20 protein-coding genes, 3 tRNA genes and 1 riboswitch are annotated in these 14889 nt (G+C 66.2%); of the genes, 10 read left to right on the top strand and 13 right to left on the bottom strand.

Features of this window, described 5'->3' with window-relative positions:
• Positions 1-13: 13 nt before the first annotated feature.
• Entirely contained in the window at positions 14-1300 is a 1287-nt protein-coding gene (locus D7T59_RS17400; protein ID WP_180851577.1) for a nucleotide sugar dehydrogenase, read from the bottom strand.
• Positions 1301-1442: 142 nt separating this feature from the next.
• Positions 1443-1877: a BLUF domain-containing protein gene (locus tag D7T59_RS17395; RefSeq protein ID WP_180851575.1), complete on the bottom strand. Its 435-nt coding sequence runs from the start codon at positions 1875-1877 to the stop codon at positions 1443-1445.
• Between the two features lie 129 nt (positions 1878-2006).
• On the opposite strand from D7T59_RS17395, the gene D7T59_RS17390 reads away from it, so the two are divergent.
• A tRNA-Leu gene (locus tag D7T59_RS17390) sits at positions 2007-2093 on the top strand.
• Positions 2094-2114: 21 nt separating this feature from the next.
• On the opposite strand, the gene hemN is transcribed toward D7T59_RS17390, so the two are convergent.
• A complete protein-coding gene (gene hemN, locus D7T59_RS17385; protein WP_180851574.1) occupies positions 2115-3524 on the bottom strand; it encodes an oxygen-independent coproporphyrinogen III oxidase in 1410 nt (469 codons plus the stop codon).
• A gap of 44 nt (positions 3525-3568) precedes the next feature.
• A complete protein-coding gene (locus D7T59_RS17380) occupies positions 3569-4009 on the bottom strand; it encodes a group III truncated hemoglobin (RefSeq protein ID WP_099552648.1) in 441 nt (146 codons plus the stop codon).
• Positions 4010-4187: 178 nt separating this feature from the next.
• Between D7T59_RS17380 and D7T59_RS17375 the strand changes: the two genes are divergently transcribed.
• Entirely contained in the window at positions 4188-4475 is a 288-nt protein-coding gene (locus D7T59_RS17375; protein WP_164136052.1) for a hypothetical protein, read from the top strand.
• On the top strand, positions 4472-5515 hold the full coding sequence (locus tag D7T59_RS17370; protein WP_180851573.1) for a 4Fe-4S dicluster domain-containing protein: 1044 nt from the start codon (positions 4472-4474) through the stop codon (positions 5513-5515). Before D7T59_RS17375 ends, D7T59_RS17370 begins: the two co-directional genes overlap by 4 nt.
• A 1-nt stretch (position 5516) precedes the next feature.
• Here the strand turns inward: D7T59_RS17370 and D7T59_RS17365 are convergent, their stop codons facing one another.
• Positions 5517-5753: a hypothetical protein gene (locus D7T59_RS17365; protein ID WP_005408923.1), complete on the bottom strand. Its 237-nt coding sequence runs from the start codon at positions 5751-5753 to the stop codon at positions 5517-5519.
• 353 nt (positions 5754-6106) lie between these two features.
• Complete coding sequence (locus D7T59_RS17360) at positions 6107-6316, bottom strand: helix-turn-helix domain-containing protein (RefSeq protein WP_111112230.1); 210 nt, start codon at positions 6314-6316, stop codon at positions 6107-6109.
• A gap of 111 nt (positions 6317-6427) precedes the next feature.
• Between D7T59_RS17360 and D7T59_RS17355 the strand changes: the two genes are divergently transcribed.
• Together D7T59_RS17355 and crcB are read left to right on the top strand one after the other, a co-directional pair.
• Positions 6428-6829, top strand: coding sequence for a transcriptional regulator (locus D7T59_RS17355; RefSeq protein WP_106548973.1), 402 nt, complete (start codon positions 6428-6430; stop codon positions 6827-6829).
• A gap of 22 nt (positions 6830-6851) precedes the next feature.
• Positions 6852-6915: riboswitch (Fluoride riboswitch) on the top strand.
• Positions 6916-6989: 74 nt separating this feature from the next.
• On the top strand, positions 6990-7382 hold the full coding sequence (crcB, locus tag D7T59_RS17350; RefSeq protein WP_164136054.1) for a fluoride efflux transporter CrcB: 393 nt from the start codon (positions 6990-6992) through the stop codon (positions 7380-7382).
• 3 nt (positions 7383-7385) lie between these two features.
• Here the strand turns inward: crcB and D7T59_RS17345 are convergent, their stop codons facing one another.
• Positions 7386-8219, bottom strand: coding sequence for an AraC family transcriptional regulator (locus D7T59_RS17345; RefSeq protein ID WP_164136055.1), 834 nt, complete (start codon positions 8217-8219; stop codon positions 7386-7388).
• 134 nt (positions 8220-8353) lie between these two features.
• Here D7T59_RS17345 and D7T59_RS17340 point away from each other — a divergent pair, with 134 nt between their 5' ends.
• Positions 8354-8848 (top strand): DUF6265 family protein, encoded by a 495-nt coding sequence (locus tag D7T59_RS17340; protein WP_180851572.1) that lies wholly within the window; start codon positions 8354-8356, stop codon positions 8846-8848.
• An 18-nt stretch (positions 8849-8866) separates the two neighbouring features.
• Here the strand turns inward: D7T59_RS17340 and D7T59_RS17335 are convergent, their stop codons facing one another.
• The gene (locus tag D7T59_RS17335; RefSeq protein ID WP_180851571.1) at positions 8867-9373 is read right to left on the bottom strand and encodes a P-loop nucleotide/nucleoside kinase family protein; all 507 of its coding nucleotides are present in this window, start codon (positions 9371-9373) and stop codon (positions 8867-8869) included.
• Between the two features lie 261 nt (positions 9374-9634).
• On the opposite strand from D7T59_RS17335, the gene D7T59_RS17330 reads away from it, so the two are divergent.
• From D7T59_RS17330 to D7T59_RS17320, 3 genes are all read left to right on the top strand, one after another.
• Positions 9635-10711, top strand: a complete 1077-nt coding sequence (locus D7T59_RS17330; RefSeq protein WP_180851570.1) for an alpha/beta hydrolase family protein — start codon at positions 9635-9637, stop codon at positions 10709-10711.
• 90 nt (positions 10712-10801) lie between these two features.
• Positions 10802-11002, top strand: a complete 201-nt coding sequence (locus D7T59_RS17325; protein ID WP_164136059.1) for a hypothetical protein — start codon at positions 10802-10804, stop codon at positions 11000-11002.
• 116 nt (positions 11003-11118) lie between these two features.
• Positions 11119-11883: a thioesterase family protein gene (locus tag D7T59_RS17320; protein WP_180851569.1), complete on the top strand. Its 765-nt coding sequence runs from the start codon at positions 11119-11121 to the stop codon at positions 11881-11883.
• A 15-nt stretch (positions 11884-11898) separates the two neighbouring features.
• On the opposite strand, the gene D7T59_RS17315 is transcribed toward D7T59_RS17320, so the two are convergent.
• Together D7T59_RS17315 and D7T59_RS17310 are read right to left on the bottom strand one after the other, a co-directional pair.
• On the bottom strand, positions 11899-12168 hold the full coding sequence (locus tag D7T59_RS17315) for a hypothetical protein (RefSeq protein WP_164136061.1): 270 nt from the start codon (positions 12166-12168) through the stop codon (positions 11899-11901).
• A 124-nt stretch (positions 12169-12292) separates the two neighbouring features.
• Positions 12293-12997 (bottom strand): ArsR/SmtB family transcription factor, encoded by a 705-nt coding sequence (locus tag D7T59_RS17310; protein WP_164136062.1) that lies wholly within the window; start codon positions 12995-12997, stop codon positions 12293-12295.
• A gap of 103 nt (positions 12998-13100) precedes the next feature.
• On the opposite strand from D7T59_RS17310, the gene D7T59_RS17305 reads away from it, so the two are divergent.
• Positions 13101-13742, top strand: coding sequence for a flavin reductase (locus D7T59_RS17305; protein WP_180851568.1), 642 nt, complete (start codon positions 13101-13103; stop codon positions 13740-13742).
• A 10-nt stretch (positions 13743-13752) separates the two neighbouring features.
• Here D7T59_RS17305 and D7T59_RS17300 read toward each other — a convergent pair whose 3' ends face one another.
• The 3 genes from D7T59_RS17300 to D7T59_RS17290 form a co-directional block, all read right to left on the bottom strand.
• Positions 13753-14295, bottom strand: a complete 543-nt coding sequence (locus tag D7T59_RS17300) for a DUF4124 domain-containing protein (protein WP_180851567.1) — start codon at positions 14293-14295, stop codon at positions 13753-13755.
• A gap of 164 nt (positions 14296-14459) precedes the next feature.
• Positions 14460-14533 (bottom strand) — tRNA-Cys (locus D7T59_RS17295).
• 66 nt (positions 14534-14599) lie between these two features.
• Positions 14600-14675, bottom strand: a tRNA-Gly gene (locus tag D7T59_RS17290).
• Between the last annotated feature and the right edge of the window lie 214 nt (positions 14676-14889).

Here is a 14889-nt window from a genome sequence, read left to right as displayed (position 1 = left end):
CCGCGGCCCAGGCTTACAGACGACCGTCAACCACGTTGCGCGGCCAGGCCGATTTCACGTCGTAGACCAGCCCGCCCGGTGCCAGCAGGCCACGGATGGCCGCTTCATCCATGGCCTTGAAGCGGGCATGGGCCACCGCCAGCACCACCGCGTCATAGCTGCCAGGAACCGGCTCGGCCAGCCACTGCACGCCGGCCTCGGCCAGCGCCGCCGGGCCCACCCACGGGTCACTGACCTCCACCTCGGCACCGGCTTCGCGCAGGCGCTGGGCCAGTTCCAGTGCGCGACTGTTGCGCAGGTCCGGGCAGTCCTCCTTGAAGGTCACCCCCAGCACCAGGACACGCGACTGTGCCGGTGCGCGGCCACGCTCGGCCAGCATGGCCAGCACCCGCGCGGCCACGTGTTCGCCGACGCGGTTGTTGACCTGTCGTGCGGTGTGGATCAGGTCCGGGTGGTAACCCACGCTTTCGGATTTGTGCAGCAGGTAATACGGATCCACGCCGATGCAGTGGCCACCCACCAGGCCGGGCCGGAATGGCAGGAAGTTCCACTTGCTGCCCGCCGCATCGAGCACATCCTGGGTATCGATGCCGAGCCGGTCGAAGATCAGCGCCAGCTCGTTGACCAGCGCGATGTTGACGTCGCGCTGGATGTTCTCGACCACCTTGGCTGCTTCGGCCACGCGCATCGACGGCGCCGGGAAGGTCCCGGCGTCGATGATGCGCCGGTACAGGCCATCAATCACCGCCGCGACCTCGGGCGTCGAGCCGGAGGTGATCTTGCGGATGTCGGCCAGGCGCCGCTGACGGTCACCTGGGCTGACCCGTTCCGGGCTGTAACCGCAATAGAAATCCTCGTTGAAGCGCAGGCCCGAGCCCTGCTCGAGCAGCGGCACGCAGACCTCTTCGGTGGTGCCGGGATACACCGTGGATTCGTAGATCACCAGATCGCCCGGGCGCAGATGGCTGGCGATCAAGCGGCTGGCCGAACGCAATGGCTCCAGGTCGGGCTGCTCGTAGGCATCGATCGGGGTCGGCACGGTGACGATATGGACGTTGCAGGCATCGAGCAGCGAAGGATCGCCGCCGTACTGCAGATGGGTGGCTTCGGCAAGCTCGTCGGCCTCCATCTCCAGCGTGTGATCGCGGCCACCGCGCAGCTCGGCGATGCGGCCGGCATCGATGTCAAAGCCCAGTGTCGGCCAGTGCCGGCCAAACGCCACCGCCAACGGCAGGCCGACGTAACCCAGGCCGATCACGGCGAAACGCGGCGTCACCGCCGCCGCAACGGGCACGCTCATCGGCACATCCCGTGCACCGGGTGAAACCGGATGCGTGCTGCCATGGCTTCGGCCAACCCACTCATTCGCTGTACCACTCCGGAAAACCCGCGCCAGGAAGGCTACAGCCTAACGGCCCCGGCACCCCGCCGCCAAGGCGGGCTCAGGAGCCCAATGCGACCGCAGCGGGTTCCAGCTCGCCGTCGGCACCGGTCCAGGCCTGCAGCAGGCGCTCGAAACCACCGCTGCCTAGCAGGAAGCCCGGCCACGCCGCATCAACGATCTGGGTCAGCAGGTCCGCATCGATCCGCCGCGTGCCCATCGACCAGCGCGGGAACGCTCGCTGCAGCACCGGCGCGCGGTACAACACCTTCATCTGCGCATGGCTGCGTGCATTGACGATGCGCTGGAACACCGAATCGATGCCATCTTCGGGGCCTTCCAGATACTGCAGGAAGCGGCTGCCATCGAACATCAGCACACCGGTGACGCCGGCTACACGATTGAAGGCCGTGGCATCGGCCAGCAGGCGATCAAGATCGGTTGTCCGCAGATCGGCGCGGGCCTCACTGGCATAGGCAATCGCGTGCAGCGACATCGGGTGGCTCCCCCCCTGGGAACGATGGCTGGGACTATGACATGAACAGGGGTAACAGTTAAGCACGCCGCTCCCTGCGCAATCCGGCTGTCGTGCCCCGGGTGGGCTACAATCGGCGCCGCGTTGCAGGCCCGGATGGCGAAACTGGTAGACGCATCGGACTTAAAATCCGCCGGGGGCAACCCCATGCCGGTTCGATTCCGGCTCCGGGCACCACGCGCGCAGCGCGCGGACACCTCAGATCGCGCGCGAGTAACGCGGTTGCTCGTGCGCGGCACGCAGATACGGGTCAAAGCACATCGCCAGCAACCGCAGCAGTGGCCGCCCGGGTTCACTGGCGCGCACCACACCCTCCCGGTATTCGGCCAGGCCATCCTGTTGCAGGCGCTGCACCGAATGCAGGTCTTCGGCGAAGTACTGTTCGAAGTCGATGCCGTGGCGCTGCCCCAGCACCGCACCATCCACCTCGCCCTGGCACATCAGCTGCTGGATCAGCTCGGCGCGCAGCTGGTCGTCGGCACTCAGCGCAACACCGCGCCAGACCGGCAGCTGCCCCTGGTCCACCGCGTCCTCCCACGACGGCAGGTCACGTGGATTCTGGCTGTAGGTGGCGCCGATATGGCTGATCGCACTTACGCCCAGGCCGAGCAGATCGGTATCGGCGTGGGTGGTGTAGCCCATGAAGTTGCGATGCAGCTGGCCAGCACGCTGCGCGCGTGACAGATCCTCTTCCGGCAACGCGAAATGATCCATGCCGATGTACTGGTAGCCGGCCGCGGAGAGCTTCTCCACCGCCAGGCCCAGCAGCGCCAGCTTGTCTTCTGGCGAGGGCAACCGGCTTTCGTCGATCTGCTTCTGTGCGCGGAACAGGTGCGGCAGGTGCGCGTAGCCGTAGACCGCCAGGCGGTCCGGGCGCAGCGCCAGCACCCGTTCGAGGGTGCGGCCGAACCCTTCCAGGCTCTGTCCAGGCAGGCCGTAGATCAGATCGACGTTCACCGAACGCATGCCGCTGTCGCGGCAGGCATGCAGGATGTCCAGCGTCTGCTGCACGCCCTGCACGCGGTTGATCGATTCCTGCACCAACGGGTCGAAATCCTGCACGCCCAGGCTGGCCCGGTTGAAGCCCAGCCGCGCCAGCATGGCGACATCGCGTGTATCGATGAAGCGCGGATCGAGCTCGATCGAAAAATCGCGCTGCGGCGAATCGCTGAAGTCGAACCGACGACGCAGGCCTTCCACCAGCGTGGTCATCGCCTCGGCATCCAGGAAATTCGGCGTACCGCCGCCCAGGTGCAGCTGGATGACCTCACGACCGTCCTCGAACTGTGGTGCCAACAGATCGGCCTCGGCCAGCACGCGCGACACATAGCTGTGACCACGACCGCGATCGCGGGTGATCACCCGGTTGCAGCCGCAGTAGAAGCACGGACTGGAACAGAACGGCACATGCACGTACAGCGACAGCGCGCGCGCCAACTGGTTGCTGTCGGCGATCGCCTGGCGCAGCGCCGGCGCATCGAAGCCATCGTGGAAGTGCGGCGCGGTCGGATACGAGGTGTAGCGCGGCCCCGGCCGGTCATGCCGGCGCAGCAGGTCGGGGTCGAAGGTCCAGGCCAGGCCGCCGGCGGCGGGAGAGAACGTGTCCATGGCGCCAGCATCGCGCCGGCCGACTGGCGCCGCCTTGACCCAGATCAATCCTTGGCGGGCATCCCCAGCACCGGCAGGCCGACCTGCGGCCAGCGCAGCATCTGGTAGCGCTTCCAGAAGGTGTCGCCGATGCGCGCGGCCACGTCGTTGGCCAACTCCTGCATGGGCGGGTTGCCGCACTCGGCCGTGGTGATCCGGAACAGCACCAGCCAGCGGTCGAACAGATCCTTGTCCAGCTCGATGGCCATGTGCTTGGACATCGGCGAACCCTTGAAGCGCCGGGTGCCACGCAGCATCGCCGACCAGAAGTCGACCAGCTGGGCCAGGTGCTCGGGCCAGTCGTGGACGTGGGCCTCGAACACCGGTCCCAACCGCTCCTCCTCGCGCACGCGGGCGTAGAAGTCGTGGACCAGGCGGGTCACTTCCTGCTCGGTGCACAGCTCGGGCGAGGCGACAGGAAGGACAGGCGGCGGCGTTGCGTTCATCGGGGTACCCAAAGCGTGCCGGCAGTGTGCCGCAGCCGGCCGCCACCACCGTTGATCCAGATCAATGTCGGCGCAGTCCGCTGCACCTAGGCTGGCACGCTTGCAGGAAGCATGCCCTGCGGATGCCGCGCCAACCCAGGCGAGTATACGCGCCGCCCACTTTTCGATCCGGGACAGCATGAACAGACCTTCTCCAAGCCGTCGCCAGCGGCTGATCCAGCATTGGGGTGCCATCCTGTGGCCCAGCTTCATCGCTGCCGGCGTGGCCAGCGTGGTGTTCTTCGCCTTCGTCGACCCACTGCGGCTGCAGGCCATCAGTTTCCCGGGCACGCAGATCAGCCGTGAAATGGGCTACACCGCTGGCTTCTTCATGTTCTGGACGGTGACGGCGCTGTCCAGCGCGATCACCTGGTACCTGCAGCGACCGATGGCCGGCGACGACGACGACGAGTTGCCACTGGGATGAGTACGACCTGCACGCCGGGACCGCGGCACTGGCGCGGCAAGCTCAGCGCCATCCTGCTGGTGCTGTTCTACGCATTGCCATGGCTGCGCTGGGATGGCCGCCAGGCCTTGCTGCTCGATATCAACGCCCGCCGCTTCGATCTGTTCGGCTGGACGCTGTGGCCGGGAGACGTCGGGGTGCTGATCGGCCTGCTGGCGGTGCTCGCGGTGGGACTGGCACTACTCACCCACCTCGCCGGGCGTATCTGGTGCGGCCACGCCTGCCCGCAGACACTGTGGCGCCGCGCCTTCGACTGGATCGCCGACAGCATGGTCCGCACGCTTCCGGCACGCGTTGCACGCGCGGGCACGCAGCTGGCCTGGGGGCTGCTCTCACTGTGGACCGGCATCACCTTCGTGGGCCTGTTCAGCCCGATCGCCGAGCTGGTGATCGCAGCGCCGCATGCAGACTGGAGCGGCTGGGAGACCTTCTGGGTGCTGTTCTACGCCGCCGCGACCTGGGGCAATGCCGGTTTCCTGCGCGAACAGGTCTGCCGTTCGTTGTGCCCATTCGCACGCATGCAGCCGCTGCTGACCGATCCACACACGCCACGCATGCTGTACGACGCACGTCGCGGCGAGCCGCGCGGGCCACGCCCGTCGGGGCTGGGTGGCGTGCTGGGACGGGGTCGCGGCCTGCTCGACCCGACCACTGCCCAGGACTACGTGTTCCGCGCCGCGCACCCGCTGCTGGCCGGACCGATGCCGACCTTCAACGCCGATCGTCTCGGAGACTGCACCGATTGTGCCGCCTGTGTCAGCGCCTGCCCGATGCAGTTGGACATCCGCCAGGGGCCGCAGGCCGACTGCCTGGCCTGCGGCGCCTGTCTGGAAGCCTGCGCACAGCAACAGCACCGGGCCGGGTTCGGTCCGGGGCTGGTGCGTTACTGCAGTCCGCAGGCGATGGCCGGGCAACCGAAGCGCTGGTGGCGACCCCGGACCCTGGCCCTGCTTTCTTTGCTGCTGGCGCTGCTTGCCTGCGGCGCCTGGCGCCTGCTCTGAATCAACGCGGCCCGTCGGCGTGCGGCGGAACCAGCTGCGCACGTCGGACGATGCCCAGCTGCTCGATGATCAGCGCCATTTCGTTGGTGAACTCGGTACGCTCGGTCCCCTGCGGGACGAGCCGGTCCAGCACCTGCTGGTAGGTATCCCAGAACGCCGGACCGCATCCGTGTTTGTGATAGCTGGCTTCCAGTTCGCGGCGTACCCGTTCAGCCAAGCCATGCATGCCGTATTCCATACGACCTCCGTTGGACTTGTTCTGCATCGTTGACGGTCTACCGACTCACTTGCGTGCTACTGAAAGACTCCCGGGCTTCACGACCGGTTGATCCAAATTAGTCATAGATTTCACGACAGGTCAATTACATGCAGCGACTTTCGCGATTGAAATTATTAATCGTTCACGAAACCACATACGGGACCCCGCCCCTCCCGGATGGGGTGAAGCCGACAACGCGACCCGGGCACCCGTCATGGCCGCTGGAAGGCCTCGACAATCGGTACTGCCAGAACGATCAGTTTTATCTATTTTGCTAAGTATACTTAGCAAAATGCACTTAGCATGCTAAATGCGACAAAAGGCGGCGTAATTCAGATGGATTCGACTTCGGCGGCGGCAGTTGCGGGGAACAGGTTCGGGTAGCGCTGATGCAGGATGTACTGCCGCAGAGCCGGAATCGGGAAGTCTTTGGGCCACTGCGATACTGCGGAACGACTGATGCCGAAGAAGCGCGCCAGCTCCGCATCGGTCTGGAATCCCAGCCGCGCGCGCACCTGCCGCTTGTTCCAGAATTCGGTCATGGTCTGCCCTTCTGTTAACCAGACTTATTCTCGCGGCAAGGATTCTTCGCATTCCACGCGTTAAGCTGGCTTGCATAGATGAATACTCTCGGCCAACGACTCGCCGCCGCCATGAAGAAAGCCGGGCACCCCCGCCCGGCCGATCTGGCCCGCGCCGCAAAATCCACCACGGCAACCATCAGCAACTGGCTCAACGACCATGTCAGTGCGTCCCATGTGAAAGCCGAGCAGCTGTTCCGCATCGCCGATGCGGCCAAGCTGGACGCACGCGAGCTGCTGTACGGAGTGAACGGGCGCGCCGTGGGTGAACCGGGTAACGCCTACATTCCCAGCCAGGCCCACCTTGACGTCTGGCAGGACGCCTACGAGCTGGTGAGTCACCTGGTGGCCGAGAATGGGCTGGAAATCGACCACCGCCGCCACGCGGCGCTGGACCTGCTCGCGTTCGAACTGCTGATGGACGGCTTCAGCCGCAGCAAGGTCGCCCGCGTGCTGACCACCTCGATGACGTGAATGCACCACCACTGGTAGCATGGACCACGATGGGGATGGGGCTCCCCCGACAACCGCCTGAGAAGGCTGATGGCTCCTGCCAAGACGAACCCGGCGTTCGTCGATGGCAGGCCGTGCCTGCCCTCGGCGTTCGCCATCGAACCTGCACTCGAGGCACGCGATGCAAACGCTGAACAACTATGTCCTGGTCTTCATCGGAGGCGGCATCGGTGCCTGCCTTCGCCACGCCTGCAACCTGATCGGCGCGCGGGTGGCCGTCGGCAGCCCCTGGCCGTGGTCGACCTTCCTGGTCAACATCAGCGGCGCGCTGCTGATGGGCGTGGTGGTCGAGGTCTTCGCGATGCGCAATGGCGCCTCGCCGCAGCTGCGCCTGTTACTCGCTACCGGCATCCTCGGCGGCTACACCACGTTCTCCACCTATGCGCTGGAGATCGGCCTGCTGCTGCAGCGCGGCCAGCATGGACTGGCCGCGCTGTATGCCGGTGGTTCAGTGGCACTGGGCCTGGCCGGCCTGTTCGGTGGCATGAAGCTGGCCCGGCTGGTCCTGGGCTGAGGCTCAGGCCACGCTGGCGCGGGCGTGGCCGCGCCATTCGCGTGGTGACTGCCCGGTGTGCGCCTTGAACGCGCGCGACAACGCCGCTTCGCTGCCATAGCCCACCTCGTCGGCGATCCGCTTCAGCGGCCGTCCCTGGCGCAGCGCCTGCTGCGCCAGCCCGACCCGCCAGCCCTGCAGGTACTGGCCCGGGGTGGTGCCCATCGCCTCGCGGAAGCTGGCCGCGAACACGCTGCGTGACATGCCGGCCACCTCGGCCAGATCTTCCAGCGTCCACGCCTGGGCCGGGGCTTCATGCATCGCCACCAGCGCCAGCCGCAATCGCGGATGGCCGAGCCCGGCGAACAGGCCGCCGCGCATTTCGCCACCTTCCATCAGCTGGCGCAGCACCTGGATCATCACCACCTCGAACAGGCGGTTGACCATCGCCGCTCGCCCGCAACGCTGCTCGAACGCTTCTTCGAACAACAACTCCAGCGCCGCGTTGCCGCCATACAGCCCGGCCAGTGGCAGGCAGATGAAATCCGGCAGCGCTGCACTGATCGGATTCAGCCGGCCGCCTTCGAAATGCAGGTTGGCGCAGGCCATGTCTGCCCCCAGCTGCGGGTCGGTACTGAAGCGGTGCGGCATCGGCCGCGGATACAGCAGCAGGCTCGGTACTTCGACCTGTAGGGTCTGCTGGCCATGGCTGACCTGCAGCGGGCCACGTCGCACCAGGTGCAGCTGTCCGGCCTCGTCCTCGCCGTCCAGCGTGTTGATGCCGCATAGCGCGCCGGCGTGGAACACCGAGGCGGTGACCGCGAAGCGTTCAAGCAGAATGGCGAGGCGATCGACCATGGCGGGACTTCAGATCAAGCGAGGCAGGCTCAATGCGACAGATCGTATCGGAATCAAGGCAGGAAAGGAGGGCACTGGCCGGGCGATCCATCGGGCGCTATACAGGCCGAGGATTTCCACGCATGGAGGCACCGATGTCGATCCGCATCGCCCTGGCCCTGCTGCTGCCACTGCTGGCTGTGGCCCACGCACGGGCCGCCCCACCGTCGAAGATCGAACACCTGGCCTGGCTGGCCGGTTGCTGGCAGCTTGATGGCCAGCCGCCCGGCGCCGGCGAGCAGTGGTCCAGCCTTGCCGGAAACACCCTGCTCGGCAGCAGCCGCAGCCTGCGTGACGGGCGGACCGTCGGCTTCGAGTTCATGCAACTGCGCCAGCACGATGATGGACGCCTGGTGCTGACCGCCCTGCCCTCTGGCCAGAACGCTACGGACTTCAACGCCACGCGGGTCGATGGCAACGAAGCGGTGTTCGAGAATCCGGCCAACGACTTCCCGCAGCGCATCCGCTACCGGCGCCTCGACGGACAGCGTGCACATGCGCGTATCGAGATCGCGCAGGACAACCCGGAGCAGGCAATGGATTTCCCGATGCACCGCATCGCCTGCGGTGGACCGGCGCCCGCGCGCTGATCCGCTTCCGGTCCATCGCTACTCCGTATACCGGATCACCACGAAACCCTCTTCCTTGGCTGGTGCCACGAAGTGACGGGTGATCTGCTCGAATTCCCCATCGCTGGCCTGGAAGGGATGCTCGCCGCATGCATTGCGTGCACGCAGCCGCGCCTTGCAGACTTCGTCGGCGATATCGAGGAAGTGCAGTTGATGCGCGGCGCCTACCGGCGAGAACACCTCGCGCGCCCACGCGCGGGTGGCGGGCGTGTTGAAGGGGAAATCGAGCACCACCGAGACGCCGGCCTGCAGCAGCGCACGCAGATGATCGGTCAGCAGGCTGCGCAGCGCGGCTGCGCGCTGCAGATAATCGGCGATGGCGTGGATTTCGCCCGGATGCAGCGTGGCCAACCAAGCATCCTCGCTGATCAATACGTGGCGCGGCTTCGCCGCGAGCTGTCGCGACAGGGTCGATTTTCCTGCGCCAATCTTGCCGCACAGCAGGTGCAGGGTTGCGGTGTCGGCGGCGGATGAAGGGTGTTGCATCTGCGATCTCCTCGGTGGATTCCAGTTCCCGGGAGAGCGCTGCATGCAATCCGCCTTCCCAGGCGGGTTGCAGGGCCGTGGCGACCGCGCGTTACCCCGCCTTCCCGAGGGAAATGCGGATAATCGGCGCGGTGGCGTGCGGGGTCATGCAGGCAGCGTAGAGCGCAGCACGGCCAGCGGGCAATCCCCTGCGGCAGTGCAGCGCGCGCAACGTTTCGCTGGCATCTATGCTCGGCGCCATTCCCGCATGGAATGACCACGATGCGCCCCTTGCTTCGATGTGCCCTCGCCCTTGGCCTGCTGCTTCCTTCAACGGCATTGCTGGCAGCACCAACCACGGCGCCACGCACGCTCAGCGGCGAGCTGCAGGGCGCCCCCTGGCGGCTGGATGTACCGGCAGACTGGAACGGCGACCTGGTGATGCTGGCCCACGGCTATGAGCCCGTGGGCGTGCCACGCACCACGCCGATGGCCGCCAGTGACAGCACCGCCGCACTGTTGGGCGCGGGCTACGCCGTCGCGCAGAGCGCGTATTCCAGCCAGGGCTGGGCGGTGGCCGAGGCGATCACCGACATGGAACACCTGCGCCAACACGCATTGGAGGAACTCAAGCGCGTGCGACACACCTGGATGCTGGGCTTCTCGATGGGTGGTGCCGTGACCATCGGCAGCCTCGAGCGCTTTCCGCAGCACTATGCCGGTGGTGTGTCGCTGTGCGGCGCCAATCTCAGTGGCGAACAGATCGCGGCCGACCTGCTGGCCACACTGGTCGCGTTCGATTACTTCTTCCCCAGGGCTGAGGGGCTGCCGGGCACCGGGCTGGCATCGCGCGAAGCAGCCATGCTGCCGCAGGGGGAGCTGTACCAGGGCATCGCCACTGCGCTGCAGCGCGACCCTGCGCATGCCGCGTTGCTGGCGCAGCGGCTGCAGGTTTCCCCCGACGACGTGGCCGGCACGATCAGCCTGCATGCCCTGGTCCTGCATGAACTGGCCACACGCAGCGGCGGCATGCCGGTCGGCAACATGGGCGTGGTCTACAGCGGCTTCGGCGATGACGCCGCATTCAACGCCGGGGTGCGACGCATCGATGCTGTACCTGCCGCGCAGGCCAAGGTGCGCGCGACGCTGGCGCTGACCGGCGCACTGAAGCGCCCGCTGGTGATCCAGTTCAACCACAACGACCCGACCATCGTGCCGCACATGCAGACGGTGTATCCGCAGTTGGCGGCACAAGCCGGTGCGCGGCCAGCGCCGCGGATACTGCCATCGGTGGGCGAAGGGCATTGTGGTTTTTCGGAAGCACAGGTGGTCGACGCCCTGAAGGCGGTACAGCCCTGAGACCACCGCGTGCCGCAGCGCATCAGGACCGTCCTGGAAGTGCTGCTATGGTGGCCCGGCCCATTGACGGGCACACAAAGGACTGACGTGATGATCAAGACGACCTTGAAGACCGTGATGCTCCTTGGCATGGCCGTGACCGGCCTGGCCTTCGCCGCAGACTCCTGCGAGTTCTGCACCTTGCGGTATGAGCAATGCCTGCGTGCAACCCATGGACCGTTGGGCAAGACCTCCGAGCAGTGCCTGGCCGAGTACAAGCTGTGCCGTGAAACGGACTGCCCGTCGCCCTGACCGGTGTCCGGCCGGCTCCTTCGGGGGCCGGCTCAGCCTGCCAGGCTGCCGAACGCTTACGATGCAGAGACCGGTGGAGTTCCTGCCGCCCCCTCCCTGCTGAAACAACGCATACGATGGCCTTCTTCGAACGACTGAGCGACACCCGCTACCTGCCGACCGAACACACCGGCGGCGCCTGGAACATCCGCGAACAGCACATCGCGCCTGCGATCGGACTGCTGGCCCACCACCTGGAACGCGACGCCGCTGCACGTGGCCACGGCTTCCTGATCGCGCGACTGTCCTACGACATCCTCGGCACCATTCCGATCGAAGCGATGGAGGCTGACGTGCAGGTACTGCGGGGTGGCCGCACCATCGAACTGGTCGAAGCCACGCTGCGCCACGACGACCGCGCGGCGCTGCGCGTACGTGCGTGGCTGATGCGCCCCAACGATACGCAGGCCATCGCCGGCACACCGATCGCTGCCATCGCACCGCCGGAATCGATGCCGGCGTGGGACCCGGGCACGGTCTGGCCCGGCGGATTCATCAAGAGCGTGGAGATCCGCCGACACGATCAGGGTCCTGGCCGTGCCACCTACTGGGCGCGCGCAAAGCATGTGCTGCTGGACGGCGAGACCGTCAGTCCACTGGCGCGTGCAGCCACCCTGTTCGATCTGTCCAATGGCATGGCCGTACGCGCCGATCCGAAGGAGATCGCCTTTCCCAACCTCGATCTGACCGCCCACCTGTTCGGCACGCCCGAAGGCGAATGGCTGGGCTTCGACACGTCAGTTTCGTTCGGCCGCCAGGGGCTTGGCCTGACCAGCACGGTACTGCATGATGCGCGCGGTGCGATCGGCACGCTCGGCCAGGCCTTGACCGTGCGCCCGTAGCCGCAACGGGCGGAATCAGCCGCCCAGAGTGCCCATGGTGAAGGTGTAGCCGGAGCTCATCAGGAATTCGCGCATGCGCATCTCCGCGCGCCGCGGTGAGGCCAGGTTGGCCGGCGCATACAGCGCGTAGACCACGCCTGCGCCTTCGATGGCCTCGCGACGCACACCACAGTGCCGGGTTTCCGAAGCGACCACCCATCCGTCCTTCAATCGGTCCGGTCCGATCGACTGGCCATTCATCAGCCGGAACGTCAGCCAGCGCACTTCCGCAGAGGATTTGCTCATTGTCCGCGTACCGGCTGCGTACCACGGTCGTTCATGTCCCTGCTCGCCATTGCAGCTCCCTAAGACTTGGAACCTGACCATAGCGCCTTGCCATGTCGTGGGTGACTGAGACTGACCGGGCGCCTCAGGTCGCCAGGTTGAACAGCCGCCACAACGCCTCGCGCCCAGGGGGCGTCAGCCGCAGTTCGCGTCGGCCCTCGACGCGCCGCAGCCAATCGTTGTTCACGAAACTATCCAGCATCGCTTCACCGACCAGCCCCGCAAGGTGCGGCCGCCGCTCGGTGCAATCCAGGCAGCCACGGCAGTAGCGCGCCGGCGTGGCCGTCACCGGCTGCTGCAGGAGTTCGCGCAACGGCAGGCCCAGCCCGGCAAGGAATCCGGCGCCCCCAGCGCTGATCTGCCAATGCCCTTCGCACGGCAGCACATGCCCCGCCTGCAGCAGGCGATCGGTGATGGCGACCGCGTGCACGCCGGCCAGGTGCCGATAGCAGGAACGCGCCTCTCGCAACGCCGGCATGCTGCGTGAGGCTGCAGCGGTACACGAGGGCGTGCGGTCAGCTACGCGCAGGATGCCTTCCAGCATCTCTGCTACTTCGCTCGAGGCCAGCCGGTGGTAGCGATGACGCCCCTGCGCCACCGCCACCAGCAGGCCGCCCTCGACCAGCCTGCGCAGGTGCGTGCTCGCCGTCTGCGGCGTTACCCCAGCCACGCGTGCCAGCTCCATCGCGGTATAGGCCCGTCCATCCATCAGCTGCAGCAGCATGGTGGCACGCGCCTGGTCCCCGACCAGGGCACCGACACTGACAAGGGAACCGGAGGTGTGGACCATGCCGCATTGTGGCATGCCGTCACCTGCCGACAGTTCGATGCAGGCCGAAGCGTCTGCAGCCGATGGCACGGCACAGTGGCCGCCCGTAACCGCGAGACCTGCAGTGAAAACCGCTTCGATCCATCGCCGCCGCATCACCCCTTCGGTCCTGTACCCAGGCACGCCCGTACTGCTGATGACCACGTTGAATGACGATGGCAGCAGCAACATCAGCCCGCTTTCTTCGTTCTGGGCGCTGGGCAACCGGGTGGTGCTGGGCCTCGGCACGCAGGGCCAGGGCTATCGCAACCTGCAGCTGCGCAACGAGTGCGTGCTGAACTTCCCTTCATCCGCGCAGGCCGCACAGGTCGAGGCGATCGCACGGGCAACCGGCTGTGACCCGGTGCCAGCCGCCAAGCAGGCGATGGGCTACGTGCATGTACGTGACAAATTCGCACTGGGCGGGTTCAGTCCCGTCGCATCCACCCACGTTGCACCGATGGCGATTGCCGAGTGCCCGTTGCAGGTGGAGGCCAGCGTAGTGGCGATGCATCCACCCGGCGAGGACGATGGCCAGGGCTTCGTGATCGTCGAAGGGCGCATCCGCTGCGTGCATGCACATGAAGCCATCACCATCGCGGGCACCCAGCACATCGACGTTGCGCACTGGAAGCCGCTGATCTATCTGTTCCGGCACTACCTGGGCGTGAGCGCGCCGGTCGGGCGCAATTTCCGCGCGGAGACGCCCGTGCGCCTTCCTGCCTAGCGGGAACGACTCACGGTGTGCCCGCGGGTGCGCTGCTGAACTTGTCGCGCACCGAGCGCTCGCGTTCACGCCGGGTCGAGGCGCACTGCTCGCGCGCACTCGCCATCTGTGTATCCGCCGCCACCCGCTCGGCACTCAACGATTGCTGCAGGCTGGCAATCTGCGTGCGGATGCCCGAGTCACGGGTTGCGCCGGCCAGGTTGTTGCTCGACGCGGCCATCTGCCGGTTCAACTCGGCGATCTGCCGACCGAGCTGCTGGCTGCGCGACTCCAGTGGACCATAGATGCGCGAGCGCTCACCCTGCACGCAGTTGCGTTCTGCGATGCCGGCGTCGGCCAGTTCGGCGTTCTGATACACGGCCGCGCGGTTCGATGCTTCCCCTGCCGTTTCCGTGGACGATCGAGTGGAACGCAGCTTCATCGGCTCGGCACCCACCGCGCACGGATTCTGGCTGTACGCCGTCTCTCCCGAGGCGCCCTTGCACTTGTAGACCTGGGCGGACGCCAGCGGAATGGCACCCAGCAGCATCACCATCAACAGATTCCGTTTCATCCTGCACCACTCCCTGGCTCATTGGACCACCGCCACGATACGGCGGTTCGGCGGCGGCTGCACGTCATGCGCGCCATGGCGCGGCAAGCCATTCCCACCGGCAACCTCGCCGAAGCCAGTCACGCCAAACAAAAAAGCCCTGACCGGAGTCAGGGCTTTTCAATTGGAGGCCTCAAGCGGAATCGAACCGCTGTAAACGGATTTGCAATCCGGTGCATAGCCACTCTGCCATGAGGCCAACGTACTGCGTGCCAGGAACGTAGCCCTGACAAGACAAAACCCCAAGATGGGGCCTGTCGGAACATGGAGCGGGAAACGAGACTCGAACTCGCGACCTCAACCTTGGCAAGGTTGCGCTCTACCAACTGAGCTATTCCCGCGTAAGCCGACATGTTACCGGAAATCCGGAAAACACACCAGCGATTTCACCTTTCTGACTGCGCGTAAAGCCTTGTGGCCCAACGTGCCCCGCCTTGCCGTGGCGGGAGAAAAACAAGGCCCCTGCCGGGGCCCTGTAGAATCTGGAGCGGGAAACGAGACTCGAACTCGCGACCTCAACCTTGGCAAGGTTGCGCTCTACCAACTGAGCTATTC

It is taken from the genome of Stenotrophomonas maltophilia (assembly GCF_013464915.1).
GTDB classification, from domain to species: Bacteria; Pseudomonadota; Gammaproteobacteria; order Xanthomonadales; family Xanthomonadaceae; genus Stenotrophomonas; species Stenotrophomonas maltophilia_AT.
This window is presented reverse-complemented; position numbering and strand designations above follow the sequence as displayed.

Bases quoted from the DNA above. Each gene is read 5' to 3' on its own strand.
- D7T59_RS17355 (WP_106548973.1), top strand. From the start codon at position 6,428: ATGAAGAAAGCCGGGCACCCCCGCCCGGCCGATCTGGCCCGCGCCGCA.
- D7T59_RS17315 (WP_164136061.1), bottom strand. From the start codon at position 12,168: ATGAGCAAATCCTCTGCGGAAGTGCGCTGGCTGACGTTCCGGCTGATG.
- D7T59_RS17335 (WP_180851571.1), bottom strand. From the start codon at position 9,373: ATGCAACACCCTTCATCCGCCGCCGACACCGCAACCCTGCACCTGCTG.
- D7T59_RS17365 (WP_005408923.1), bottom strand. From the start codon at position 5,753: ATGGAATACGGCATGCATGGCTTGGCTGAACGGGTACGCCGCGAACTG.
- D7T59_RS17395 (WP_180851575.1), bottom strand. From the start codon at position 1,877: ATGTCGCTGCACGCGATTGCCTATGCCAGTGAGGCCCGCGCCGATCTG.
- D7T59_RS17380 (WP_099552648.1), bottom strand. From the start codon at position 4,009: ATGAACGCAACGCCGCCGCCTGTCCTTCCTGTCGCCTCGCCCGAGCTG.
- hemN (WP_180851574.1), bottom strand. From the start codon at position 3,524: ATGGACACGTTCTCTCCCGCCGCCGGCGGCCTGGCCTGGACCTTCGAC.
- D7T59_RS17375 (WP_164136052.1), top strand. From the start codon at position 4,188: ATGAACAGACCTTCTCCAAGCCGTCGCCAGCGGCTGATCCAGCATTGG.
- D7T59_RS17400 (WP_180851577.1), bottom strand. From the start codon at position 1,300: ATGAGCGTGCCCGTTGCGGCGGCGGTGACGCCGCGTTTCGCCGTGATC.
- D7T59_RS17310 (WP_164136062.1), bottom strand. From the start codon at position 12,997: ATGGTCCACACCTCCGGTTCCCTTGTCAGTGTCGGTGCCCTGGTCGGG.
- D7T59_RS17300 (WP_180851567.1), bottom strand. From the start codon at position 14,295: ATGAAACGGAATCTGTTGATGGTGATGCTGCTGGGTGCCATTCCGCTG.
- crcB (WP_164136054.1), top strand. From the start codon at position 6,990: ATGCAAACGCTGAACAACTATGTCCTGGTCTTCATCGGAGGCGGCATC.
- D7T59_RS17330 (WP_180851570.1), top strand. From the start codon at position 9,635: ATGCGCCCCTTGCTTCGATGTGCCCTCGCCCTTGGCCTGCTGCTTCCT.
- D7T59_RS17320 (WP_180851569.1), top strand. From the start codon at position 11,119: ATGGCCTTCTTCGAACGACTGAGCGACACCCGCTACCTGCCGACCGAA.
- D7T59_RS17360 (WP_111112230.1), bottom strand. From the start codon at position 6,316: ATGACCGAATTCTGGAACAAGCGGCAGGTGCGCGCGCGGCTGGGATTC.
- D7T59_RS17370 (WP_180851573.1), top strand. From the start codon at position 4,472: ATGAGTACGACCTGCACGCCGGGACCGCGGCACTGGCGCGGCAAGCTC.
- D7T59_RS17325 (WP_164136059.1), top strand. From the start codon at position 10,802: ATGATCAAGACGACCTTGAAGACCGTGATGCTCCTTGGCATGGCCGTG.
- D7T59_RS17340 (WP_180851572.1), top strand. From the start codon at position 8,354: ATGTCGATCCGCATCGCCCTGGCCCTGCTGCTGCCACTGCTGGCTGTG.
- D7T59_RS17345 (WP_164136055.1), bottom strand. From the start codon at position 8,219: ATGGTCGATCGCCTCGCCATTCTGCTTGAACGCTTCGCGGTCACCGCC.